At 40.4% G+C, this 24,506-nt stretch carries 24 protein-coding genes and 1 tRNA gene; 12 read left to right on the top strand and 13 right to left on the bottom strand.

The genetic code is table 11. The features are described 5' to 3' along the window. Nucleotides 1-42: 42 nt before the first annotated feature. Together ppk1 and IQ276_RS05570 are read left to right on the top strand one after the other, a co-directional pair. The gene (ppk1, locus tag IQ276_RS05575) at nt 43-2,223 is read left to right on the top strand and encodes a polyphosphate kinase 1 (protein ID WP_190879750.1); all 2,181 of its coding nucleotides are present in this window, start codon (nt 43-45) and stop codon (nt 2,221-2,223) included. A gap of 192 nt (nt 2,224-2,415) precedes the next feature. Continuing rightward, nucleotides 2,416-2,832 carry a response regulator gene (locus tag IQ276_RS05570; RefSeq protein ID WP_190879793.1) on the top strand — a complete coding sequence of 139 codons (417 nt, stop codon included), beginning with the start codon at nt 2,416-2,418 and terminating at the stop codon, nt 2,830-2,832. A gap of 152 nt (nt 2,833-2,984) precedes the next feature. Here the strand turns inward: IQ276_RS05570 and IQ276_RS05565 are convergent, their stop codons facing one another. Then, nucleotides 2,985-3,164: a hypothetical protein gene (locus IQ276_RS05565; protein WP_193922270.1), complete on the bottom strand. Its 180-nt coding sequence runs from the start codon at nt 3,162-3,164 to the stop codon at nt 2,985-2,987. A gap of 364 nt (nt 3,165-3,528) precedes the next feature. On the opposite strand from IQ276_RS05565, the gene IQ276_RS05560 reads away from it, so the two are divergent. Further along, complete coding sequence (locus IQ276_RS05560; protein ID WP_190879746.1) at nt 3,529-4,098, top strand: DUF2854 domain-containing protein; 570 nt, start codon at nt 3,529-3,531, stop codon at nt 4,096-4,098. 212 nt (nt 4,099-4,310) lie between these two features. Here IQ276_RS05560 and IQ276_RS05555 read toward each other — a convergent pair whose 3' ends face one another. Then, a complete protein-coding gene (locus tag IQ276_RS05555; protein ID WP_190882017.1) occupies nt 4,311-4,571 on the bottom strand; it encodes a CRR7 family NDH-1 assembly protein in 261 nt (86 codons plus the stop codon). Between the two features lie 847 nt (nt 4,572-5,418). Here IQ276_RS05555 and IQ276_RS05550 point away from each other — a divergent pair. After that, nucleotides 5,419-5,619 carry a hypothetical protein gene (locus tag IQ276_RS05550; protein WP_193923090.1) on the top strand — a complete coding sequence of 67 codons (201 nt, stop codon included), beginning with the start codon at nt 5,419-5,421 and terminating at the stop codon, nt 5,617-5,619. After that, the gene (locus IQ276_RS05545) at nt 5,607-6,632 is read left to right on the top strand and encodes a GGDEF domain-containing response regulator (protein WP_193923083.1); all 1,026 of its coding nucleotides are present in this window, start codon (nt 5,607-5,609) and stop codon (nt 6,630-6,632) included. The genes IQ276_RS05550 and IQ276_RS05545 overlap by 13 nt, the downstream gene beginning before the upstream one ends. A gap of 98 nt (nt 6,633-6,730) precedes the next feature. On the opposite strand, the gene IQ276_RS05540 is transcribed toward IQ276_RS05545, so the two are convergent. Both IQ276_RS05540 and IQ276_RS05535 read right to left on the bottom strand, forming a co-directional pair. After that, nucleotides 6,731-7,936, bottom strand: a complete 1,206-nt coding sequence (locus IQ276_RS05540) for a histidine kinase (RefSeq protein ID WP_193923078.1) — start codon at nt 7,934-7,936, stop codon at nt 6,731-6,733. A 534-nt stretch (nt 7,937-8,470) separates the two neighbouring features. Further along, nucleotides 8,471-8,650 carry a hypothetical protein gene (locus IQ276_RS05535; protein WP_193923074.1) on the bottom strand — a complete coding sequence of 60 codons (180 nt, stop codon included), beginning with the start codon at nt 8,648-8,650 and terminating at the stop codon, nt 8,471-8,473. Between the two features lie 938 nt (nt 8,651-9,588). On the opposite strand from IQ276_RS05535, the gene IQ276_RS05530 reads away from it, so the two are divergent. From IQ276_RS05530 to IQ276_RS05520, 3 genes are all read left to right on the top strand, one after another. Then, nucleotides 9,589-10,986: an S-layer homology domain-containing protein gene (locus IQ276_RS05530; protein ID WP_193925898.1), complete on the top strand. Its 1,398-nt coding sequence runs from the start codon at nt 9,589-9,591 to the stop codon at nt 10,984-10,986. Between the two features lie 489 nt (nt 10,987-11,475). After that, nucleotides 11,476-11,670: a PEP-CTERM sorting domain-containing protein gene (locus tag IQ276_RS05525; RefSeq protein ID WP_235115460.1), complete on the top strand. Its 195-nt coding sequence runs from the start codon at nt 11,476-11,478 to the stop codon at nt 11,668-11,670. Nucleotides 11,671-11,678: 8 nt separating this feature from the next. After that, entirely contained in the window at nt 11,679-12,722 is a 1,044-nt protein-coding gene (locus IQ276_RS05520; RefSeq protein WP_193924778.1) for a M42 family metallopeptidase, read from the top strand. Nucleotides 12,723-12,803: 81 nt separating this feature from the next. On the opposite strand, the gene IQ276_RS05515 is transcribed toward IQ276_RS05520, so the two are convergent. The 6 genes from IQ276_RS05515 to IQ276_RS05490 all read right to left on the bottom strand — a co-directional run bounded on the left by IQ276_RS05515 (nt 12,804) and on the right by IQ276_RS05490 (nt 18,892). Then, nucleotides 12,804-14,207 (bottom strand): hypothetical protein, encoded by a 1,404-nt coding sequence (locus tag IQ276_RS05515; protein WP_193924780.1) that lies wholly within the window; start codon nt 14,205-14,207, stop codon nt 12,804-12,806. Between the two features lie 172 nt (nt 14,208-14,379). Continuing rightward, entirely contained in the window at nt 14,380-14,712 is a 333-nt protein-coding gene (locus IQ276_RS05510; RefSeq protein ID WP_193922798.1) for a hypothetical protein, read from the bottom strand. A 10-nt stretch (nt 14,713-14,722) separates the two neighbouring features. Further along, a complete protein-coding gene (locus IQ276_RS05505; protein WP_235115459.1) occupies nt 14,723-17,365 on the bottom strand; it encodes a CHAT domain-containing protein in 2,643 nt (880 codons plus the stop codon). Continuing rightward, nucleotides 17,256-17,960 (bottom strand): tetratricopeptide repeat protein, encoded by a 705-nt coding sequence (locus IQ276_RS05500; RefSeq protein ID WP_228043453.1) that lies wholly within the window; start codon nt 17,958-17,960, stop codon nt 17,256-17,258. Before IQ276_RS05500 ends, IQ276_RS05505 begins: the two co-directional genes overlap by 110 nt. Nucleotides 17,961-18,152: 192 nt before the next feature. Further along, a complete protein-coding gene (gene vapC, locus IQ276_RS05495; RefSeq protein ID WP_193922792.1) occupies nt 18,153-18,554 on the bottom strand; it encodes a type II toxin-antitoxin system tRNA(fMet)-specific endonuclease VapC in 402 nt (133 codons plus the stop codon). Beyond that, the gene (locus tag IQ276_RS05490; protein WP_193922786.1) at nt 18,551-18,892 is read right to left on the bottom strand and encodes a hypothetical protein; all 342 of its coding nucleotides are present in this window, start codon (nt 18,890-18,892) and stop codon (nt 18,551-18,553) included. Before IQ276_RS05490 ends, vapC begins: the two co-directional genes overlap by 4 nt. Nucleotides 18,893-18,952: 60 nt before the next feature. Here IQ276_RS05490 and IQ276_RS05485 point away from each other — a divergent pair, with 60 nt between their 5' ends. Next, nucleotides 18,953-19,258, top strand: coding sequence for a hypothetical protein (locus IQ276_RS05485; protein ID WP_235115458.1), 306 nt, complete (start codon nt 18,953-18,955; stop codon nt 19,256-19,258). 128 nt (nt 19,259-19,386) lie between these two features. Beyond that, on the top strand, nt 19,387-19,824 hold the full coding sequence (locus IQ276_RS05480; protein WP_235115457.1) for a hypothetical protein: 438 nt from the start codon (nt 19,387-19,389) through the stop codon (nt 19,822-19,824). A 790-nt stretch (nt 19,825-20,614) separates the two neighbouring features. Here the strand turns inward: IQ276_RS05480 and IQ276_RS05475 are convergent. Then, nucleotides 20,615-20,686: transfer RNA gene (locus tag IQ276_RS05475), tRNA-Thr, on the bottom strand. A 33-nt stretch (nt 20,687-20,719) separates the two neighbouring features. Between IQ276_RS05475 and IQ276_RS05470 the strand changes: the two genes are divergently transcribed. Then, nucleotides 20,720-21,013 (top strand): DUF3493 domain-containing protein, encoded by a 294-nt coding sequence (locus tag IQ276_RS05470; RefSeq protein ID WP_190882007.1) that lies wholly within the window; start codon nt 20,720-20,722, stop codon nt 21,011-21,013. A 377-nt stretch (nt 21,014-21,390) separates the two neighbouring features. Here the strand turns inward: IQ276_RS05470 and IQ276_RS05465 are convergent, their stop codons facing one another. After that, nucleotides 21,391-23,085 carry a DUF1565 domain-containing protein gene (locus tag IQ276_RS05465; RefSeq protein ID WP_193918572.1) on the bottom strand — a complete coding sequence of 565 codons (1,695 nt, stop codon included), beginning with the start codon at nt 23,083-23,085 and terminating at the stop codon, nt 21,391-21,393. Nucleotides 23,086-23,757: 672 nt separating this feature from the next. Here IQ276_RS05465 and IQ276_RS05460 point away from each other — a divergent pair. Then, nucleotides 23,758-24,186, top strand: a complete 429-nt coding sequence (locus tag IQ276_RS05460) for a hypothetical protein (protein WP_193918570.1) — start codon at nt 23,758-23,760, stop codon at nt 24,184-24,186. Between the two features lie 117 nt (nt 24,187-24,303). Here the strand turns inward: IQ276_RS05460 and IQ276_RS05455 are convergent, their stop codons facing one another. Next, the gene (locus tag IQ276_RS05455; protein WP_190882006.1) at nt 24,304-24,501 is read right to left on the bottom strand and encodes a hypothetical protein; all 198 of its coding nucleotides are present in this window, start codon (nt 24,499-24,501) and stop codon (nt 24,304-24,306) included. Nucleotides 24,502-24,506: the final 5 nt, after the last annotated feature.

Here is a 24,506-nt window from a genome sequence, read left to right as displayed (position 1 = left end):
GTCCCCAGTTAAATGGCTACACCTGCCTGCCCTTTAGTTATTATGGCGAAATCTAAAAAAAGTACTACCCCGATCAATCTTAACGATCCACAATATTATCTTAACCGAGAGTTAAGCTGGTTAGAGTTTAATGGCAGAGTTTTACATGAAGCCTGTGACGATCGCACTCCTCTTCTCGAACGTTTGAAATTTTTAGCAATCTTCTGTTCTAATTTAGATGAGTTTTTTATGGTGCGGGTTGCTGGTTTAAAGCAACAAGTAGAAGCGAAGGTCAGTCTGTTAACTCCCGATGGTCGCACACCACAACAACAGCTAGACGATATTCGGTCTACTCTGATTCCCCAGGTCAAGAAACAGCATCAACATTTTGAGCAAGTGCTTCGACCGCTATTAGCAAATCACGGCATCCATATCCTGAATTATATAGATTTAAATCAGACACAGCGAAATCATCTCAACAGCTATTTTGAAGAACAAGTTTTTCCAGTTTTGACTCCGTTGGCTGTTGATCCCAGTCACCCGTTTCCTTTTATTTCTAATCTCAGTCTGAATTTGGCAGTTGTGGTGAAAAATCCAGACACCGATGAAGAATTCTTTGCCAGAGTAAAAGTTCCTAACGTTCTGCCGCGATTTTTACCGATACCTCGTGAGTTGGCAACCCCAGATAATGAAAAACCGATTCACTGGGTTGGGGTACCTTTAGAACAAGCGATCGCTCATAACTTGGAATCTCTATTTCCAGGGATGAATATTCAAGAATATCATCCGTTCCGCATCACCCGCGACGCTGATTTAGTCTTAGAAGAAGATGAAGCAGATGATTTATTATTAGCGATCGAACAAGAATTGCGAAAACGGCGTTTGGGTGGAAGTCCTGTCAGGCTAGAAATTCAATCCCAAACACCAGAACCAGTGCGATCGCGCTTATTGCAAGATTTAGAATTAACAGATAGTGATGTTTACGAAGTAGATGGTCTTGTAGGACTGCGGGATTTGATGTCTTTCATGTCCTTACCAGTACCAGAACTCAAAGATCCACCACGTCAATCTGTTGTACCATCACGCCTACAACGTCTTAAAGAACCCAGTTTAGACCCAGATGCACTCGAAACAGACGAAGGAAAAGACTTTTTTTCGGTAATTCGTGAAAAAGATTTGTTAGTACACCATCCCTATCAATCTTTTTCCGCCTCAGTGGTGCGTTTTATTACCCATGCTGCCTACGACCCGGATGTACTAGCCATCAAGATGACTCTTTACCGGACTTCCGGCGACTCACCCATAGTCAACGCATTAATCGCCGCTGCCGAAAATGGCAAGCAGGTATCTGTGCTGGTGGAATTAAAAGCGCGGTTTGACGAAGAGAATAATATTTATTGGGCAAGACGACTAGAAAGAGTTGGAGTTCACGTTGTCTATGGTTTAGTGGGGCTGAAAACCCACAGTAAAACTGTTTTGGTGGTACGGCGGGAAAAAGACCGGATGCGTCGCTACGTACATATTGGGACTGGTAATTATAACCCAAAAACTGCACGTTTGTATACAGATTTGGGATTGTTTACTTGCCGTGAAGAAGTAGGCGCTGACATCACAGATTTATTTAATTTTTTGACAGGCTACTCGCGGCAAAAGTCTTATCGAGAGGTGTTGGTTGCACCTGTGAATATGCGCGATCGCTTTTTGGCACTCATTCGCCGCGAAATCGAAAATGTTCAAAATGGCTTTTCTGGGCGCATTGTAGCCAAAATGAATTCCCTAGTCGATCCAGAAATTATCGCCACTTTATATGAAGCTTCCCGCGCCGGAGTGCAAATCGATTTAATTATCAGGGGCGTTTGCTGTTTGCGTCCTGGACTCAAAGACATTAGTGAAAACATTCACATAATCAGCATTATCGGTCGCTTTTTAGAACACTCTCGGATTTTTTATTTTCATAACAACACACAAGAGGAAATTTATATCGGCAGTGCCGACTGGATGCGTCGCAACTTAGATCGACGAGTAGAAGTAATTACCCCAATCAAAGACCCAGATATTGCTAAAGATTTGCAAGAAATCCTGGGAATTATGCTCGCAGATAATCGCCAAGCTTGGGAGTTACAAGCTAATGGCACTTACATTCAACGCCGTCCCTATGACGATTCTCCGGAAGCCAATTCCCAAAAAACTCTCATAAATATGGCATTACGCTCAACTGGTGTAGCCTCAAACCTGATTGATTAAAAAATAAGTTCCATATACCTTGACAAGTCGATCAACTTAGGTTTTTTTTAGAAAATTTTAATTTTTTGAAAAGTTATCTAAGTTATTTGTCATAGGTTTATACAAGTTATTCAACCATAGGATAGAGTAAGCGCTGGCACTTATTCCCATAAACTAGAGGGGTTATTGTAAATAATTTTGTCTTTTCCCTCAATGTTAATGTTATCCTGTGAATTTTCTACCTTGCGCGTTCTAGTAGTTGATGACCACGAACTTACTCGTTTAACCTTACAATTGGCCTTTTCTTGCCAGGAAAATATCCAAGTAGTAGGCTTAGCCAGTAATGGTCAAGAAGCTATAGAAATGGTTAAAGTTTGGCAGCCTGATGTGATTATTCTAGACTTACAGATGCCAGTCATGGATGGCTGGAGTGCATCTAGTCAAATCAAAGCTATATCTCCCAACACTCAAATCCTTGCTTATTCTTCAGTAGAGGATGTGAGTTTTCACGAGACAAAAAAAATGTCTAGCTTTGATGATGTTTGTAAAAAAGATGTACCTACCTCCGAACTTATTGCTTTAGTTAGGCAGTTAGGTGAGCGTGCAGGAAATGGGCCAGTCACAGGGTGAATGATAATGTATTGCATTACCAACCCCGACTTAGCTCAATTCCAGGGATTTAAAGACATTATATTACTGAGAAACGTCGGTATATCCTGAAATTCCAGGTTACACCGACGCAATTTTTGATGTTTTCTACTCTAGTGCTGAGTCCAGCTTAACTATATTTCTGTTTCTGGAACCGTGCGTCTAAATTCATCAATTAACTCATCTAGTTCCTCCAAAGCTTGATTCACGTCAATTCTTAAAGTTCCCAGGTTTGGTTGTTCCAGTAGGCTCAGCAAGTACCCGCGCTTACTTTGCACTATGGCAATTCGTTCTTTTATAGTCTGTAGATCCATTATTTTTTCTTGGTGTTAATTACCTTTAAGTTTAAACTTAACTCATAATCCAACATTCTGGAACACTAAGTATGGGCGTACAGCTGTACGCCCATAATCAACAGTTTTAGTTCACTTGATGTACTTCGACTATTGCCGGCTAATTAGGCTCATTGAGAATGGTGCAAGCAAGGTAGGTTAATGCTCTTTCCTAATTTGTGACTCATAGCCGATGATAATAAAACTAATACCATTTCATAAAATTCCTCCTACAAGTACGTTGGTAGGGGCGTACAGTTGTTGTATGCCCCTACAGGCAATTTATTTGTTGACAAGATTTTTAGAAATGGTATGAGATATTAACAATTTATACTCATCTAAGCTCATGCTACGCCAAATCTCTTTGGGAACACTCGGTTTAACTATCGGCAGCATATTAACCATCATTGGCTTCGTCGCCTATGCTGCTAATAATGCGACACTCAATCTTGTCGGATTTTTTTACGGGATTCCTCTATTGTTAGGGGGGCTGGCACTGAAAGCTAATGAACTCAAGCCAATACCCTTTAGCCAACCTACGTCACCATCAACCTTAATATTGCGCCAGCAGCAAGCAACTGTAACTCAAAATAAAATTCGCAAAGACATCACCCGATATTGTTATGGTCAGGATGCTCATTTCGATACAACACTTGCTTTCTTAGGTTTGAGTCCCAGCGATGAAGAACGACCAACAGTTACAGCATTGCGAGAAACAGAAGTCAATGGAAGCTACGCCCTAATTTTAGAATTTGATTCACCGCTAATACCAATTGACCTATGGCAAAAAAAGCAAGAAAAGATGACCAATTATTTCGGACCTGGAGTGGAAATTCAAATAACCCAACCATCTGAAAATAAAATTGAGGTAGCACTGATCAACACTCAAAAAGAGTCAATAGTCAATATTGGATAACAAAAATAGGACTTACGCACTGTACAAATGCATCGTGATGTGAATTAACGACGCATAGATTGTTTCAGGCTTTTCTTAATTATCCTGCGATGCCTACGGCGGTAAACTACGTAAATAGACCATGCTGTAGGGGCACAGCAATGCTGTGCCCCTACGAAAGATGTGGTTTTTAACCTTATTCATATTTGGTATTTATTGTCAATGTGTAAGTATTACTTTTCTAAACGAACTGCATACCACTGTAAATATTTTCCAGGACCAATATCTAATTCACAACTCGTGTCGAGTAAATATTGTGCTTGAGCCTCCACAGCATCAAACTTTTGCAAGTCAGGTGGCAAATCTTGAATTTTGAGTTGCTGGAGAGTTGTTTTGAGCTTTTCTAATAACTCTGATGGTGTCAGAAATTGCTCTGGTTGATTTGTTTCTAGAACAACAAAATTATCCTGCTGATACATGAGTGGATCTGGCATTTTGAAGATTTAGTGAATTGTAGATAGGTTTTGATTTGTTCTGGCAAAGAAGATGAGTACTGATTGGATATAAAAAATTACACAACAATTTTATTTTGTTTGTAAACATTTTATCTGCTTGCTTTTTTATCCTCTGCGTTTTCTCTTGCCTCCGTAGTGAATTATTACTTTGTGAACAGAAAATATCAGAAAACGCTGTATGTTTGCGTGTTTATTGTGATATTTTTATAAAGTTTATTTATTAAATATATTAATATTATTTCAGTAATTATCTTACTTAACATTTATATAATTTAAATTACTTAATTCTTATTTTTAAAATCTAACCAAGTACATTAAAATAATAAGAATAATAATTTTTACTGATTGATTACTGCTGACTAACTAGAGAATAAAGCTTTGCAGATAATTTAATATCGCAATCCTAAATGATTTGTAAGAAAATTCGCCCCCTCGCTAATGCCGTCCCCGGATGCTTTGGGGAGACTACAGGGGGATTACAACTATCTCAAATTATCATAAATTATTTACAACTGCTATACCAATCTTATGTAATTATACTAAATCCATGCAATCCTTGACGAATAGACTAAATGGGTTTTAGTCAAGTAATATTAGTATTTACTATTAGCTGTATTCTAAACGCAGCTTGGCAATTACTTTGCCCTATCTGCCTAAGTTTTTAAACTAAGCACTAGATTAAATAATTGAGGTGTGAATTTGCAATTCTCAAAAAAATTGCAATTTGACTTTAATAATGGGGAAATATAACACTAACATTTCCTCCCATAACCATAGTGGAATAAAAAGGTAGCAATTGTCTTGGTGTTCCAATTATAGATTATATATGCAACTTAGTTATCTACCGCTTGCTTGGCTCAATAATATTGAGCAGTCTATTCTCAAAAAACAGTTGATTATCAAGCCAAACAGACCCTTGCCACAAATGCTGGCATTGATCAAAACAGCGATCGCCCCCATGCGATCGAATTGCCCAGCCTTTTTCAGGATAGTCCCGCAAGTAGAATGTAACTCATGTCAGGCATAAGCCCATTTCCTCTTTCTAAGCAACCACCACTGATTCTGGTGGCTGATGACGACAAGACCATTCGAGTTTTGTTGCGTAAAGCTATGGAACAAGAAGGTTACCGAGTGGTCGAGGTCAATGATGGTAAGCAATGTTTAGATGCTTACGAGACTATTAAACCCGATATAGTTTTGCTGGATGCTGTAATGCCTGTGATGGATGGCTTTACTTGCTGTAAGCAGTTGCTCCAGATTGCCAGAAATAATTTGATGTCAGCACTTGCGACTTTTGATACTGATTCTGTGCTTGGCAATACTGTGATATCCAAGATATGGGAACGGACTCCTATTTTGATGATCACATGCTTGGACGATGAAGAATCCGTAGACCGTGCTTTTGACGCGGGGGCAACTGATTATGTTACTAAGCCAATTCACTGGCCTGTGTTGCGCCAACGCTTGCGGCGACTGCTACAGCAAGCGCAGGTATACAAACAGCTAGAAGCGGCAAACCAAGCTTTGCAGCACCTCGCCAACGTCGATGGCTTAACTGAGTTACCGAATCGTCGTCGCTTTGACGATTATTTAAATACCCAATGGATTAATTTAGCACAGGAGGGATGTCCCCTGTCACTGATTTTGTGTGATATAGACTATTTTAAATTTTATAACGATAAATATGGTCATCCTGCTGGAGATGTCTGTTTACAAAAGGTGGGTGCTATCTTAAGCCAAAAGGCACAAAAACATCAGGATTTAGTAGCGCGTTATGGTGGCGAGGAATTTGCTGTGATTATGCCATATACCCATGCATCTGGTGCAGTTCACGTTGCCGCAGCGATGCAAGCAGCAGTTAGAGATTTGCAAATTGTTCATGACGGTTCTGCGGTGAGTCAGTATGTCACTCTTAGTATGGGGGTAGCAACTGTTATTCCCACTTGGGAATCCTCACCTTCAGATTTGATTGTCTTGGCAGATAAAGCACTCTACCAAGCAAAAGCTGGGGGACGCGATCGCTTTGTCTCAAGTACTTAGTTGTCATTGGGCATTGGGCATTGGTTATTATCCGTCACTCCCTCACTCCCTCATCTCCCTCATCCCCCTCATCTCCCCCATACCCCATGCTCAATTACTTAAGAAGGATAAACCGGCAGTGTGAAGTGGAACCATGCTCCGTTATTGGGGGCAGAGTCTACCCAAATTTGACCATAATGCGCCCGGATGATGCGTTGGCATAAACAAAGGCCAATGCCGTAACCTTCTGTACCTTCATCCCGTTCCAGACGGAAGTGATTTTCAAAGATGCGATCGCGATTCTCTACGGGAATACCAGGCCCGGTATCGCCAATACTGAATTGAACTTTTTGGGTAGTACGGTGTAATCCAGTAATACTAATCTTGCCACCTTCTGGCGTATATTTGATGGCATTATCCAACAGATTGACTAGCACTTGCCGGATGCGTTCTGGGTCAGCATATACGTATGGCAAGTCTTTGGGAATATCTGTTTCTAGCTCTTGGGATTTGGCGGTGTAGCGATCGCGCAATTCTTCTAATATACCTAAACAAAGTTTACCTAGCTCTACCTTTTGTGGTAGTATAGGTATCTCCGTGTCTTTGCCACGACCTACTTGTAAAAGGTCGGCAATCATCCGGTCAATAATTTTAGTTTGACTGCGGGCTTGTTTTAATAAATGCGCCGTCATCGAAGGTTTGAGGCGCTGGAATTCGCCTGTTTCTACATTGTAGTTAGATTGAAGAGTTTCTATGGCGATCGCCGCAGCAGTTAGGGGATTACGAAGGTCGTGTGCCAACATAGCAATCACTCGGTCTTTAAACTGTAACTGCTCTTGGAGGTTCTCTTTTTCCTGTTTCAAGCGAAAAATTTCGTCTGAGAGGCGGATGAGTTCAGCAGAAACAGCAACCGAACGGATCGTAGATTTGGGTGATGTCATCCGACTATTGTCGTCTATACGTTCTTGTAAGTCTTCCTGTAATTTCAAGTAGGCCTCTACAGCAGTTTGCCAACGAGGCCACCAGTTTTTCAATTGCGCTATTATATTACTCCCAGCTAAAATCTGCCGTGGTTCCGGATGGATTTTGATTAAAGCTGGCGTTGCTACCAATTTAAAATGCTCTGCCAAGTAAGGTTGTTGTCCAACATCGATGATTTGCAGTTCAAAACTATACTCAGCCTGCAATTCTTTTAAGTAAGCACGTATTCGCTGCACTTGCTGTCGGGACTTTGGGCGTCCATCGACAAAAAGTAGCAGCTGGAGTGGAGCCTCAGAATAAATAGGCTGATCCTGGGAAACTTGCATGTAATCGTGTTTCAGCACTGGTAACAACCTGGCGACGCTTTACAGAAAGTAAAATGGACTAATGGTTGTCGATGGTCGTTCGTTTTTCTTCAATTTAATATCTATTTTAGATTTTTCATACTCATATCAGATCTGCATTTTTGACATAGGATATATCTTTTTGAGCTTTTTGCCTTCTTTTGGCTGACTTCATCTCCAAGAAACACTCAAGTCCCTTGAATATAAGTCTTAATTTGCCCTAAATCAAAATTTTTCACTACGGTCAGCATGTGAAAACTTTAATACTATGTCAAATCAGCTAGTACAGCAGTATGTGAATATGAATAGTCGCTTTGAACAAGGGAACACTGAATCAAACGTAGATGCTAATTGTATCCGATCTATCAGGTAGCTGTTAACTATTTAGACCAAGTGTGTAGAGTTTTTTCAACCGCCAGTGCATTCTTTTGAAGTGTCTTTTGTGCCTCTATCCGATCGTTAGTAGGATTGGGAAACAGTCATAGATAATTACTGCCTGGATAAATTGCGAAGGGCACGGTGTTGGGGTCTTACTCAAAGAACCGCTTTGCTATTCCAGAAGAATAGGGTATTGGTTGCTTTGGGGAAAGCTTTGGATAACATACGAGCGATCGCACTTTGAGAGGAAGCACTCACTGCTTTCGAGGTTGCCAAGAAACTCTTGACTACAGTACTAAGTAGCACTTTCCGTAGAGAATCATTGATAGATACCAAGGAAACTGCTGCAACACTTAACTAGCAATTTTAGATTTTAGATTGCCGATAGCAGAGCGTTAGCAAGTCACCGAGCGTCTTTTAGATTTTTTTAGCACCCCTAGTATTAAGCAAGCTAAATGTCTCACCCTTAGTGGCTCAAATAAATCCAAAATCCTCAGCAACCGAGTAACCTCGTGGTCTGTTTCAATCCAAAATCCAAAATCACTGAACAGCTTTGGATGACCCCTACCATCAAGAACTAAAAACTTACGCTAAGTTCCTGGAATTGCTTAACACTGGCATTTTTCACACATTTCATTATCCAGCTTACCATCGTCAGATGAATAATCTTCAGAATCGATTTTAAGCCAGCGTTAGCCAATTTCCTTAATTCCCCTTTTTTGATGAGGCTAAGGGGGCTTTACTCATAGTCTATCACTGAACTGGCTTGGCGATCGCATCAAGCTAGTGTATTTGAGCGTGGCCTTAAGCTTTTGCTCGCTAAACTGTATATTTGACGAATTATCAATCAATTATCTGGTCTGGCACTTGAAAATCTCCAGAACCATCCGAAAAATTGAGCATTAAAAGCATAAAACTTTTGTATGGTAACCATTCTGGGTTTATTTGTGTTTTTTTTTGCGAAAAATGTTAGTTTCGCATAACTTTAGGGAAATCTATAAATAAGCATGGGAATTATCAAAACCTAATGGCTGTAAAACGAAGACAACACGGTAGCTTCTGCTACCGTTTACTAATTTTTTGAGACATCATCATGGCGCTAGGCGCGGTATTGGGGATTGGGGACTAGGGACTGGGGATTAGGGAAGAGTTTTTCCAGTACCGATACCCAATCCCCAATTGCCCAATCCCCAGTACCCAATCCCCATTCCCCAGCCCCATTTAATGAACAGTTTGCGCTAGGGTAGGAGCTGAAACTCAATTTGTGATTTCCTGTGCTTCCTGCTAAACGTCCAGCTGTATTTCTGAGTTTGGCTGTTTTATTCACTTCGTTAACAGCCTGTGCTAACACTCCAGTGGCCAAAAACCTTGAGGAGTCTTTGGCGGCAGATCCTAGACTGCAAAACAATCAGGTTGTCTTTGGAGAATCCCAGAACAACCAACCACAAGCACAGCAAAATGAATCAAAAGTTCAGTTACCAGCTGATTTCCCTAAAGATATTCCACAATATTCCAATGCCAAACTACAGGAAGTTACGCCTGCTAGTGGTTCAGAAAACAGAGTTTCGACTCGTTGGTTGAGTTCTGACCCTAGCAACTTGATTGCTAGCTTTTATCGTAGTCAGTTGCAAACAAATAACTGGCAAATTTTGCAACAGCCAACAGATGATGGAGTAGGTGTCTTTGAGGCACGTCGTGATGATTTGCTATTGAAAGTTTCCATTCAGCCTCAATCAGTTACCAAGGCCACACCCAATCAACCCCAAACAGCCACTGAATTACTGATTGAGTATGTACCAAATAATAGTACTGCAACAGCACAACCTACTCCGACTACAAATCCTAACAAAACTAATAACGACGTTCCCCAACCAGCAGATCCCCAGTTTATTGGCCCTGTGCCACCTGCAAACTCGACACCACAGCCACCAATCACGGCTAATAACCAAACAACTCCTACAGTCACACCTGAATCTCAGACATTCAACGATCTAAATATTGCACCACAAGAATGGCGACAACACATTGAAGAATTGGCTACTTTAGGTGTTTTGTCCATACAACCAAAGACAACTAAGAGCAATTCTGCTGCCACAACTAACCAATTTGAACCCGGTAAAATCGTTACACGTCGGGAATACGCTCGTTGGCTAATTGCTGCTAATAATGCTATGTATGCCAGCAATCCAGCTAAACAAATTCGCTTGGCACCAGAAAGCACTCAACCAGCTTTTAGTGATGTGTCTTCAAAAGATCCTGATTTTCCAGCAATTCAGGGATTAGCGGAGGCTGGATTAATTCCCAGTCCTTTGTCTGGAGATTCTACAGCTGTTTTGTTTCGTCCTGACGCTCCCCTCACGCGGGAAGTGTTGCTGCTGTGGAAATTACCTTTGGATACTCGCCAAGCTTTACCCTCTGCTAACTTTGAAGCAGTCAAACAAACCTGGGGTTTCCAAGACGCAGCCCGAATTGATTCTAAGGCTTTAAGAGCAGTATTAGCTGATTTTCAGAATGGTGAACAATCGAACATTCGACGTGTCTTTGGCTATACGACCTTGTTTCAACCCAAAAAACCAGTAACTCGCGCGGAAGCTGCTACAGCTTTGTGGTACTTCGGAACTCAAGGTGAGGGTGTCTCAGCGGCTGATGCTTTGAAGTTAAAGCAAAGTTAAAGTTGTTTCGTATTTGTCAAAGATTGTGTAAGTTCTAGTATTTACAGGCTTTTTATGAAAAAAGTAAAGGTTCAAAACCTCGCCCCTAGTGGGCGAAAAAATCCTTGTATCACAAGGTAGGTTGAAACCTCACCCCTAGTGGGTGACTTAGTTTAATCGCCCTGCTTCCCCTGCTCCCCCTGCTTCCCCTGCTCCCCCTGCTCTCTTCATCTCGGCTAGGTGTACGTAACCCAGTCAACAACAAAGGCTTTTTATGAAAAAAGTAAAGGTTCAAAACCTCGCCCCTAGTGGGCGAAAAAATCCTTGTATCGCAAGGTAGGTTGAAACCCCACCCCTAGTGGGTGACTTAGTTTAATCCCCCTGCTCCCCCTGCTTCCCCTGCTCCCCCTGCTCCCCCTGCTCTCTTCATCTCGGCTAGGTATATGTAACCCAGTCAACAACAAGTTTCTCATCTGGGAGCAGTACCACCCAACCACCGCAGGTCATCAGGTGATAGCGGACACTGCACTGGCGGCGATTGAGGCTAAGTCTGTTCCTGAACCTTCGACAGAGTTGGGGACATTGTTGGCAATTGCTACTTTCGGTGCAGTAGGAATACTCAAGCGCCAGCAAAAAAGTTCGGCACTTACGACTGCGGATCTGGTTTTTAGCGCACAATCGTCTCATACAGTTGTTGACGAGTAATATTATTAATGTGGGATTACGATCGCTTATTTCAAATTATTGCAGAGTTGGTGATGCATCATTCTCCTAGTGGTGCAGAAGCCGAAATTAATCAGTTGTTGATGCAACGATTTACGGCACTGGGTGTAGAAGTCTGGTGCGATCGCGCCGACAACATTATTGCAAAAATCCCCGGCCGAAGTCCAGACGGAGCCATTGCCATCACAGCCCATAAAGATGAAATTGGGGCGATGGTCAAAAGTCTCGGCGATGAAGGTCGCGTTGAAGTCCGTAAACTCGGCGGTTCTTTCCCGTGGATTTACGGTGAAGGCGTGGTAGATTTACTGGGAGACAACGAAACTATCAGCGGGATTCTCAGCTTTGGTTCCCGCCACGTTTCCCACGAATCTCCGCAAAAAGTCCAACAAGAAGATATTAGCGTCAAGTGGGAAAATGCCTGGATTGAAACGAAACGCACTACGGCTGAACTAGAAGCAGTTGGAATTCGACCCGGAACGCGAATGGTAATTGGCAAACATCGCAAATTGCCAATTAGATTAAAGGATCATATTGCCAGTTACACGTTAGATAATAAAGCCTCTGTTGCCATTTTGCTAGCTTTAGCTGAAAACCTGAAACAGCCCGCTGTTGATGTTTATTTAGTGGCTTCAGCAAAAGAAGAAGTCGGAGCAATTGGCGCATTATTTTTTACTCAAAACCAGCGTTTAGATGCCTTAATTGCTTTAGAAATTTGTCCCTTATCTGAGGAATATCCTGTTAAAGATGGCGAAATTCCTGTACTTTTATCTCAAGATGCCTATGGGATATATGATGAAGGATTAAATGGACAAATACGCCGTTGTGCCAAGCAGTTGGAGATGCCAATACAGTTTACAACTCTCAGTGGATTTGGTAGTGATGCTTCAATTGCGATGAAATTTGGACATGTTGGACGTGCTGCTTGTTTAGCATTTCCTACTCAAAATACCCACGGTTATGAAATTGCTCATTTAGGAGCGATCGCTAATTGTATTGATTTATTAAAAGCTTTCTGCGAAACTGAGTTGGAGTAATAATTCCAGGCTTTGACTCGTTTATTCTCTGAAAGTTATGCCCAGTAATAAATTGGGTATCTTTAAGATTTTCTTTACGAATCAGATATTAGTTCTCTTGGGTTTCGGTTTAGTAACCAACCAAGCCACCATACCAAAAACAACGGTAGCCAGAACACTCCACAATAAGGATAATACTAGGGGATGAACTGGGTACTTGAAATTGATCTGTGGTGCAAAGGGTTTATCTATGTGTTGGGTGACAACACCAGAAACTATTGCACCGCCACCAAAGGCTATACCTAGTACTTGGATGGTGCGTTCTAAAGAGCGATCGCGTTTAGCTTGTTCTACCTCTACTATGCCGCGAATTGTGGCAATCATCTGGTCAAAGAGGTTTTGACCGGGGGTAAGATAAGCTAAGTTTGTGTTAATTTGTTCGACAAAGGTATCTTCAGCTAGTTCTAGGAAGTTGGACAAAAATTCTAAATTATCTGACATAATGCATATTTTATTTAGCTTGTCAAGATATAAACGATAGTTTTTACTATTAGTTTGAATTGTAGTTCTGTGCAGTTCTAAATCTCTTAAATAATCAACATAATTAAAAGAAATTTCTGGTATTTCCTGAAGCCATTGATTGAAATTATCAAATTTTGAATCTATAGAATTATTTTTTTGCTCTTTAAATTCTTGCTTATAATTTTCCAGATCAGAATAAGCTGATCTAGCTTGTTCATAACACCATATAGCTTCAGAACGAGCATAAATAATTTTACTGCGACAAAGAAGAAGGTCAATTAAAGGATAATAATATTCTCCCTTGTTTTCTAATTCTGTAGTTAGGGAATGGGTATTTAACCAAATTAGTAAATGGCACTTTTCTTTAGGAGAGTCAGGAACATTTTCATATTCAAATATCGGACTACCTAATAATTGCCCTTGATGCTGACGATAAATCTTTAGTTTTTGGAAAGTTTCTTCTGATAATAATGCTTTGACACAAGCATCAGCGAATGCTTGTTCATCATCTATTTTTCCTACAGGTTGAGCAAAAAATACTAGGGTTTGTCCTAGAGAAGCTTTGATATTTTTAGAAAGTAAGCAATCATCTGGATTTAGCCCTCTTAAATCAGCAAGTTTTACTTCTGGATCGGGATAACGTAGAGTTAAATCAAGGGCGTAAGTATCGTGAATTTCTAGGGGATTAGCTTCACCGCTTAAGTGTAGATTTTGTTGATGTTGGATAGCGGTAAATTTTAATAAACGTTCGGGAAGTATTTCTCCAGTGATGCTAGTTTTTTTATTATTTGCTTTTTCAATCAGTTCAGGTAAAGTTTCTAGTTTAGGAATACCAAGTTGTTTACCAAGCTGCTGGCATTTTAACCATAAATCGTTAGCATTTTCTACAGGTATTTTAGGTTTTTGTGACAGGCTATGCTTTAGATGAAAGGCATAAGGAGTTAGTTTGGGATAAGCTATCTTTCCTGTTGAAAAATAATCCATTTTAAAATAAAGATAAATGTCGCGGTGTCCAGATACTTTACCCCACCCTAACCCTCCCCTTATAAAGGGGAGGGAACCGAATTTTCTTATTTCCCCCCTTTATAAGGGGGGACTAAGGGGGGTAATAATTCGATAAAAATACAACATACCACTTTTCAAACAACCTCTTAGCCTAAGTCGGTTTTTTTGTCTCCTTAGCAGATGACGAACTTTGTTGAATTTCATTAAGTATATTCTTTTTATCAAGTTCGTATTTGGGAATATTTGTATTTGCTTGCTTATCGCCTGGCGCTCTTCCTCCTATTTCCTCAAATTCTGCTAAAGCGTTATCTACTTCAGGATGTTCTGACAGCCAATCTGAGATAGCATTGGATAAAGATTTAATGTCATCAGGTTGGTTATTAATCAATTTCATTAGTGTAATTCTATCCTCTGCTGAAAATAGAGAAGATTGAGTATTCAGCAGATGGATAAAAATATTAACAGTTATTTCATAATCAGACATTATTATTCTCCTATTTGCCAACAGCAGTAAATGCAGCCCAATGAAAGGGAGAGTTGAATGGTTGCTCTCCAGTCATATTATTAATTTGACGACGTATCTTTCCTTTCTTAGTGCTATCTAACACCGATTGTTTTACCCATTCCTGCAATTCTTCTTTAGTAGCATCCCGCAACCAACGCTGGGCTTGATTCATAGCAAGTGGTATTGACATATCTGTAGCATTTTTTAAAATTTGAATGAACTTAATCATCAAAAAGGATGTTGATAAATCGTTTACCGTCCATAAACTACTTACAACACTGCTACTACCTGCATAGAGAAAGCCACTAGGTAAGCCGATATATTCATCACTGGTATTATTGAAGTCAGTTATACCTGTTTCGCAGGCTGAGAGAACCACGAGACGAGTTTTACTAAAGTCGAAGGTTCGTTCAAATAAATTCCCCAATGTCAAACATTTACTTAAATCTATAGCTCCTGTATCGGAAACTTTGAGATATCTTTCTGGGTTAGCATCATCAGGAATAAGGGAAACATAGGCATCTGCTAATAATAAAAAAGAATTTTGGGGAGAATTGAAGTTGAAAGAGCCGTGACAAGAAAAGTGGAGATAATTTGCTTCTTTTAATTCTGTTGCTGCTTGGGATAAGGCAGCTTTTGTGGCTTGCTTTTTGGATAATACTTGATGGGAGGGAAAGTAAGATAATATGCTTTCTACTTCCAAATTGGTATAATTCAGGTCTTCTGTAGGATTTTGAATTGCAAACAGAGATTGAAAATCACGACGTTTGCGCTGTTGTACTTGTTGCAGTAGTTGACAACTGGGTGCATAGCTGACACCACCAGCAAATAAATCCAGAAGACAAGACGAATTTTCAGAATTTTGATTTATTGGTAGTGCATGAAGGGGGAATAAGTGCAGGAATCGATGGGGAATTAGGATGAGTTTATCGCAGTGCTTTGGTATCTGGGTTAGTATTTCATCAATGTGCAGAATTGAGGCTAATTGTTTAAGTTCTTCCCCTAAGTTATTTCGCCATTGGCCTTTTTGACCGTAGTAATTCTGCAAATATTGATTTACCCAATCATACAAAGCTTGTTGGTCTTCTGGTTGGGATTGCCAAACATTTACCTCTCCTTGTTTTGTGACAATAAATGCAAGAATTTTATCGTTGAGAATATACCACTCGATAATGGCTGTATGCTCATCTAAATAACCTTGGAAGGAGTCGAATTTGAAATCATAACCAACAGGTAAGTATTGGTTTTGCAATTCATTACGCTGGTTTCGCAACTGTTGGAGATGTTGTGCTAGGTCTTTTGGATTTTCAGCTTTGCCATTTTGGATTTGATATTGTCCTACGGCTATTTCATCCCTATATTTTTCTAATTGAGTGAATACTTCTGGAGGGAAGATAGTTTTAGAGTCGCGTTCAAGGATCTGTTCAACTAAATTGCGGGTTTTACTACGTTCAACATATTCAATTGCTTCGGTAATCTTATTTAATTCCCTGCAAACCTCTACCATACAGCTATAAACTTTGTTGAACTGTTCCGCTTGTTTGCGTTTGCTTTCTTCTCCAGATACTATTTCTTCTCGCAAAGATTCTATGGTGACAATGGCAGACTCAAAAGTATTGTATGCTAAGTTAAACTTGTTTGTGTCTTGGTAAGTTCTTCCCAGTCCAAACAAAGTTTCTGCATGGTTTTCAGGCAAAGCTTCTTTGGTTCTGACAGTTAAAGCAGCAGTATAAGCAGCGATCGCTTTCTCAAAATTATCGGCTGGTTCTTCTGTGATTTTGACAGAGTAAACATTCCCCAGATTATTTTGCGTTATTGCCCAATCTTGGGGTGCAACCTCGCGGGTTCTCACTTCCAAAGCATATTCATAAGCCTTAATAGCCTGAATAGCAAGTTCAGTATTTTCTGCCGGATTTATCAGTATTTTTTTATAGTAAGCAGTACCTAAATGGTCTTGTGTTGCTGCCCATTGTTGGGGTAACGCCTCGCGGGTTCTAACTTCCAAAGCATTTGTGTAGGCTTTGATTGCTTGTTCGAGATTTTCTGTAGGGTCTCCCTTAATTCTGTAATGATAAGCAATTCCCAGATGATTTTGTATCATTGCCCAATATTGGGGTGAAACTTCGCGGGTTAAAACTTTCAAAGCATCTGTGTAGTGATTGATTGCTTGTTCGAGATTCTCTGCTTTGTCTCCTAGTATTCTGTTAGAGTAAGCACTGCCCAAATTATTTTGCGTTATTGCCCATTGTTGAGGCAAATCCTCACGGTTAAAAAATTCCAAGGCATTTGTGTAGGCATTGATTGCTTGTTCGAGATTCTCTGCTTTGTCTCCTATTATTCTGTTAGAGTAAGCATTACCCAAATTATTTCGCGTTTCAGCCCATTGTTGAGGGAAAGTCTGACGAGTTCTAACTTCCAAAGCATATGTGCAGGCTTGGATTGCTCGTTCAATATTTTCTGCTTTGTTTCCTCGAATTCTGTCAATGTAGGCAAGTCCCAGATTATTTTGCGTCATTGCCCAATCAACAGGCAAAGCTTCCCTGGTTCTGACAGTTAAAGCCGCAAGTATATGCAGCGATCGCCTTTTTGATATTCTCTGCTTTGTCTCCTTTGATTCTCTCCCTGTAGGCATTAGCGAGATTATTTTGCGTTGCTGCCCAATCAACACGCAAAGCTTCCCTGGTTCTGACAGTTAAAGCCACTTCATAGCCGATAATAGCAATTTCCATCTTGTTGGCTTTGCTACCCAAGGAGAATTGCGCTACTAAATTGCTAAATTCAACAATAACTGCTGCTAAATATTCCGCCTCATCTGCTTTCGCTTCCCCTAGTCTATTTGTCCCCCAACGATGTAGTATTTCTGCAAACACTCCATCAAGTTTGTCTGTATTCTGTGCCAACAAGGGGTAAACTACCTGGGGATTACCTTCGCTGTGTGCGGTTGCTCGTAACGTTTGATATAAAAAATTAATATATTCCTTTTCTGTGGCAGTCAATGATAATTCACTATAAACTCCAAGCTGCTTTCCCACTATATTCATTAAACGGTTAGCTTGGTCTAATTCGCCTTGGCTTAATAGATTACTTGCTATTTCCAGCATCTTTTGTACTAAGCCAGCATCAAGTAAATCTTGGTGTGCAGCTAAAATCTCTGGTTCTTCACTACTAGGGGCATCTAACAGACTGCCAATCAAGTTAAGATAGGTTTGGTGACGCTGTTCGTTCATGAGTTAGGGCGTGAGATGTAGCATAATCATGAGAATAATTCAACGCCAACGCCTTCAATTCCAGAAAAGTGGAGAATTTCATCATAGATAATACGCCTTTGAGAAAAACCTTCTTGATGAGTATTTTTTACTTGTGAACAGACAATATACTGATTTTGCGATAGACATCACTCCTACAAAATAGTGCGATCGCTATATCTCCCAATCCTCAATCAACAAGTTATTAATACGTTGGAATTCTCTAGTGTTATGGGTGATGAGGGTTAAGTTATTTGTCAGGGTGATGGCGGCAATTTGTAAGTCATACGCACCAATGGGAGTACCTAATGCTTCTAGTTGAGAGCGAATTGTTCCAAACGTCATTGCTGCTAAATCGTCAAAGGGTAGTGATGTAAATTGGGCTAAAAATTGTTGTTGTAAAGTAAGATTACGTTGTGGGTTGGCACTTTTCATTGCACCATAAAATAGTTCAGCTTTGACGATTGAGCAAACGGCAATATCTTTAGTAGCAGTAGATTCTAGTTTCTGTTTTAAAGTGGAATTTTTACCTCGCATATAGATAATGCAGGTGTTAGTATCGAGTAGGAATTTCACAGGATTGGTTCGCGTTCTGGTTGTTGTCCTTGGGGATGACGGAAGAAGGTTTCATCTTGGATACATCCATAAAATTGAGGCAGGGGATATTCTGTTATTTCGGTTTGAGTTGCTGGTTGTAGGGACTCAATGAGGGTTTTTAGTAATCGAGTAAGGTCAAATTCTTCGGGTAATTTAGCCACAGAGGATTGACGGAATAATTCTGAGATTTTGCTTGTTTGCACAGATTGGATGTTGTTATTGTGTGTAGTCAGGCTTTGTGCCAGGAGTTGGATAATATACAATTTATCGTCAGGTGAAAGCTGAAGGAGTTGTTGTTCGAGTTCTGGGACAACCATGATGTAGCTCAGGTGGAGAATAATTTCATTTTACTTTCATAATCAAAAATTAATCTAGCGATGCCTGGGTTGGGCTACGCCAACGCAATTGCTATTTCGGGGTATGCAATTGCTATTTCGGGGTATGCAATTGCTATTTCGGGGTATGCAATTGCTATTTCGGGGTATGCAATTGCTATTTCGGGGTATGCAATTGCTATTTCGGGGTTCGCAATTGTTATTTCGGGGTTCGCAATTGTTATTTCGGGGTTCGCAATTGTTATTTCGGGGTTCGCAATTGCTATTTCGGGGTATGCATTTATTGATTTTGTGATTACTGTTGCTGATTGTACTTATTGTAAAACAACAAATCGATATAAAAAATGAGTAAAAACACAGGCAAACTCGTAATTATTTCGTTGAACTTTTAATGAAATAAATCCACAAAACTACCCATCTCAGGCAAAAGGATACTCCACTATGTTGAAAAAGGAATTATTCAAAAAGGATGTGTTATGTCTTTAAAAACTCGTGGCTCTGCTGCTATTGAAAAAGCCCAACTTCGTCTCGCCTTGCTTAAATCTATTGATGAAAATCTGGATTTAGGACATGGGTTAACCATTGAAGCTTACAACCACCTAATCAACACTACCCGTGCTGTGCTAGAAGCTAATAATACGCTGGTTTCCAATTTGGAAGAATCGCGTAAAACAGTAACCCAGATGGATAAAGCTCTCTCCGAAATGTCTGAACGAATGCTAAGTGGGGTTGCAACTGTCTACGGCAGAAACAGTATAGAGTATTCCAAAGCTGGCGGCTCCAATCGAAAACGAAGTAAACAATCTAGTCCAAAAGTTACTCCAGTTGTAGCGGTTCTTGCTACTCAACCTACTCAAGCTGCAATTGCCAACGCCTCAACTAACGGTAATGGCACAACTCCCTTGCTGCAATAATCCACCTGTGACTTGAAAATGGGAGTAGGGGCAATACGGTTCGGTTAACGTTTTCATATTTAAAGATCCCCCCAACCCCCCTTTTTAAGCAGGGCTGATTCATTCCCCAAAGAGCTTTAAAAATCAAGGGTTCTAGCGATTAAAAATTAGTTATTTTGTTAACGACGTGCCGATGAAACCAACTATTCTACTGTTATTTAAGTGCTTAAATGTTCATCTCTTCGTCACGCTTACTGACAATTTTCTTGCTAACCATCTTGACAAATCCTGTTTGAAATGGAATGAATCAGCCCTGCCCTTTTTAAGGGGGTGGCCACAGGCGGGGGGATCTTAACCGAACCGTATTGGAAGTAGGGGTTGTTAAATCAGTCAACAGTAAACAGTGTTCAGTGAGTACGATTTTCTGGTGCTGATAACTGATAACTGAATCGCACTCCCACTCGACTTTCGGATGCTGGATTATTACACCAAGCCAAGGTTCTAGCTTACCGAGGCACAGAAAAGCTTCTCTCCCAATGAATTTGGTACATCTGAGTTAAGACAGTATGTAGACAGACTATTGGCTAAAGAAATTATTGCGATGCCTTCTCTACGAGACGCTACGCGAACGGCGAGCTTCGCTAACGTAACGTACAAACCTATAAAGCTGGCAGCATTGACAATAATTTGTCCCAATACATACGGAAGCGAATTACTAAGTTTGATAACAATAATTTGTCAGCGAGGACAGATAATTAATCACTGTAGATGATTTATGTCAAACTTTAGTATTGAGCAATACTTTTATCAAAGCCGATGATGGGATTTGAACCCACGGCCTGCTGATTACGAATCAGCTGCTCTACCACTGAGCCACATCGGCGTACACAATCGATTAGTATAGCATAATTTATTTATGGTAAATCCAAATCCCAAAAATCGCCTCAACCCTGAACAATATGCCCGTCTGAAAGCAGAAGTGGCAGCCCCTTATCGCGGCTTACGACAATTTATCTATATTGCTTTTGGTGCCTCTGGCTTAATTGGGGCATTCATCTTTTTTTTCAGAGTGCTTGCGGGACGGGATGTTGAAAGCGCTTTGCCTAATTTGACTCTCCAAATAGGAATCGTTACCCTGATGGTCTTTCTCTGGCGCTGGGAGCAGCGTCGGCAAGAAAGCCGCAAATCTGGTAAAAATACCAATTCCTGAATAAATTTGAATTGTTAATTTTTTTGTGCTTTTCTTTGACATACGTTCATATTTTTAAAAGATATTTTTTTTTGATAAAAATTAAAATTTCAAGAAAGAAAAAATAAAAAAAATATTACGAAATCTCAAAAAGCAAAAATTTCTGAGAAACTAGAAATCGTTGAAACGGGGTCAGCCAATATAAAGACCCTGACCATAAACCCAATCACATTCAAATGGGGTCAACTATATTTAAAGACCCCAAATTTTATGATTCAACATACCGAAATTTAATAAAATTCACAATATTGGAAGCGCCAGACTGATGATTTATTAGTCTGGCGCTTTCAATTAATCAATTAATCCTTGATTCCTATAGACTCAAAAACCAGGACTCTTTATTGAACTGTTACCAAATAGGATGAAGGAATTGGTTGGGCACGTCCAGCATTGACGAGTGCTTGGTAAACAAAGGCAGCAATTTCGGCTCTAGTTGCCTGACGATTAGGATTGAGTTGTTTAGCTGTGGGATAGTTGATTACTAGTTGTCGTACTGTTGCAGCAGCAACAGGAGCGATCGCATAATCAGGAATCTGGCCAGCATCGGTGTAAAAGGAAAGGACGCTCTGATTGTTGGCAGTTAAGCCCAAACCATTGGCTAAAGCTACCAAAGCTTGTACTCTGGGAATTTGCTGCTGTGGCTTAAAAGTACCATCAGGATAACCAGAAACAAATTGGCTTTGGTAAGCAGATTGAATTGCAGCGTAAGCCCAGAAATTGCTTGCTACATCCTTAAACTGAATACCTGCGCGTTTGACTGGTGGTGTCAAAGCTTTAGTGATAATGGTGGCAAATTGAGCGCGTGTCACAGGTTCATTGGGTTTAAAAGTGCCATCAGGGAACCCAGCAATAATATTTTGGGAAGCTAAGGCTTCGATGTAGACTTTTGCCCAGTAATTTGCTGCCACATCTTTAAAGGCGACAGCCCCTCCAGGTGGTATCTCAACAGTTGCGGCAACAAAATCTACTGAACCAAAAATTCGTTTTTGGTCTATATCATTGCCAACAGCGAGAATTGTCCCAGTTTTGGTAGCATTGTTTACATCATAACGAGTGTTATTACGAATCAGATTGCCACCCGGATTTTCATTGGTACCAAGGTCAGGTAAAGCACTAACAGTCGCTACTATACCATCCCGCTTATTGTTTTGAATGATATTCTTACGCAATACAGGCTTAGCTGACTCTGAAATAAAAAGACCGTCTTGGTTTTCGATGATTTGGTTTTCTACAACTAGGGGTGTAGAAGTGCCACCGATCGCTATACCAAAACCAGTATCCTGAAATAAGTTATTCCGGATTTCTCCTTGGGCAGATTTAGCAATTGAAACTCCATTGCCTTTATTTTGCACAAAGATGTTACTTTCGATTTTGGGGTTCCCTGTACCAGTGACAAAAACGCCCTCTCTGATGCTGTTAGTAAAAGTATTGTTTTTGATGATGGGATTTGTTGACTCTACCCACACAGCCGTACCCCGGCTATTTGGGTTGGTGACAGTAACGCCCGTAATAGTCGTATTTTGGTCGGCAAGGATGGTAATGTCCTGTCTGGCAAAGGTGCGACTAGTGTAGAAACCTCCACCTGAAATTAATATCGCCTGACCTCTAGTAGATTCATCACCCCGCAGTGTCACCCCTGGTTTCAACAAGATAGGAAAGGTTTCTCCACTTTCTTGGCTATAGTTCCCAGGTGCGAGTTGAATTACTGCGCCTGATTGGGCTTGACTTAGAGCGAAACTTATGCTTTTGTACGGTGCGTTGGCTGTTGCACCAGCACCAGCGCTATCTGCACCACTTGTGGGATTAACGTAAATTACTGTTGCAGTGGTGGGAACTTGCGCTGTGAGAGTTGGGGCGATGTCTTTTGGGTGAGTAGCACCAGCATTTACCTCACCAGGTAGTACTATTGACCCACCAGAAACAACTAACAAAGCCGTTAGTCCGGCTGCAATGCGTACAGTATATCTGAGATGATTGCTAGAAAGAAGGCGAAAATTTTTCGCTCCAGAAGTGTGAAAACCCCGATATTTCATTTTTAAGTCTGTGATGTGCTGAATTACGGTATGTCGAACAAGGTTAAAGTTAGCAGTCTTGTAAGCTGCTGTAAAACCCATGCAAAACTATACTGGATGATTAGCACTTATTCAGATAAATTCCTGAGATAAATCACAGAACTTATACATTATACATCTCCAGAAATTAAATATGCGTAACCTCAAACCCTTGTAGATAAGATAAATTCCGCGTCTCTACATTCTTTTTCGGAGATGTCTTATGAATAAGCCGCTCGCTACCTTATCTATACGCTGAGTTTACTGCCAATACACCTTAAGACTAGAGAAACACACAAAAATTGATGCTTAAAACTTGCTTATCCAGGTAATCAGCAGCTTCTCCGACTTTTCAGGGGAAGTCCTCAAACCGTGAAACAACGTGACTTTTTCCACAGGTTAATTCTCAATAGTTTTAAGTTAATGAAAATAGTTAAGTGAAAATCAGGGTTTGAAAAAAGCTCAAAATGGCGTTTTCCAGATGCCATGAAAAGTCAGAGCAGCTTCTCCACAATTAAGAGCATAATAAACTGTAGAGGCGCTAAATTTAGCGTCTCTACCAAGGATTTTGGACTGAAATAAACTGTATCTGTTTATACCTAGTGAGCTTTTTTGCGTCTCGCTGGACTTTTCAAACACTCTGTTAGAGGGTGTTTGAAAAGTCTAATTTATGTAATCAACTCTTCATTTAGCTATACCTATGACGCTTCAGGAAGAAGGATAGGTGAAGTAAATAATGATGGTAGTTGGACTTATTCCTATGATGCGACAGGTCAGTTAACTCAAGCACAGTTTGATTCGACCAATCCAAATATTGCAGATCAAAATTTACAGTATGTCTATGACAGTGCGAGAAACCGAGTACAGACCATTATTAATGGGGAGATAATTGACTATACTGCCAACAATCTCAACCAATACTCAAATGTAGGAGACGCTGAATATACCTACGATGCAGATGGTAATTTAATTCAGGTTGTAGATGGCAGTGATATCTATAACTATACCTACAATGATGAGAATAGTGTGCGTAAGTCCTGTTTGTTAAGCTTCGCTAACGCAGATCAGCCCCTAAATTATTAATCGACCAATTGCGTTGCACCCCAATCTACCTATCTTGTACTTTTGTGGCGAAGTTGATGGCGATCGCTTCAAGAGCGTCAACCATCAACTTCCTCAACTAGAAGATTTACTTGGTATTTAATAAGCTAAAGTTTCTAAAGTTTCTCGTAAATACCGTTGTACCTGCTGTTCTAAGCGAAGTCCGTGTAATTGAACATCCCGTTCTAATTGCCAGCGTTGAAAACCAGAACTAGTCGATATCGCACATTTGAGACTATACCAAATTTCACTATCAGCAGAAAATTGGCGATCGCTATAAGCTGGAATTTGAGCCATAATTC

It is taken from the genome of Desmonostoc muscorum LEGE 12446, from assembly GCF_015207005.2.
In the GTDB taxonomy this organism is placed as follows: Bacteria; Cyanobacteriota; Cyanobacteriia; order Cyanobacteriales; family Nostocaceae; genus Nostoc; species Nostoc muscorum.
This window is presented reverse-complemented; position numbering and strand designations above follow the sequence as displayed.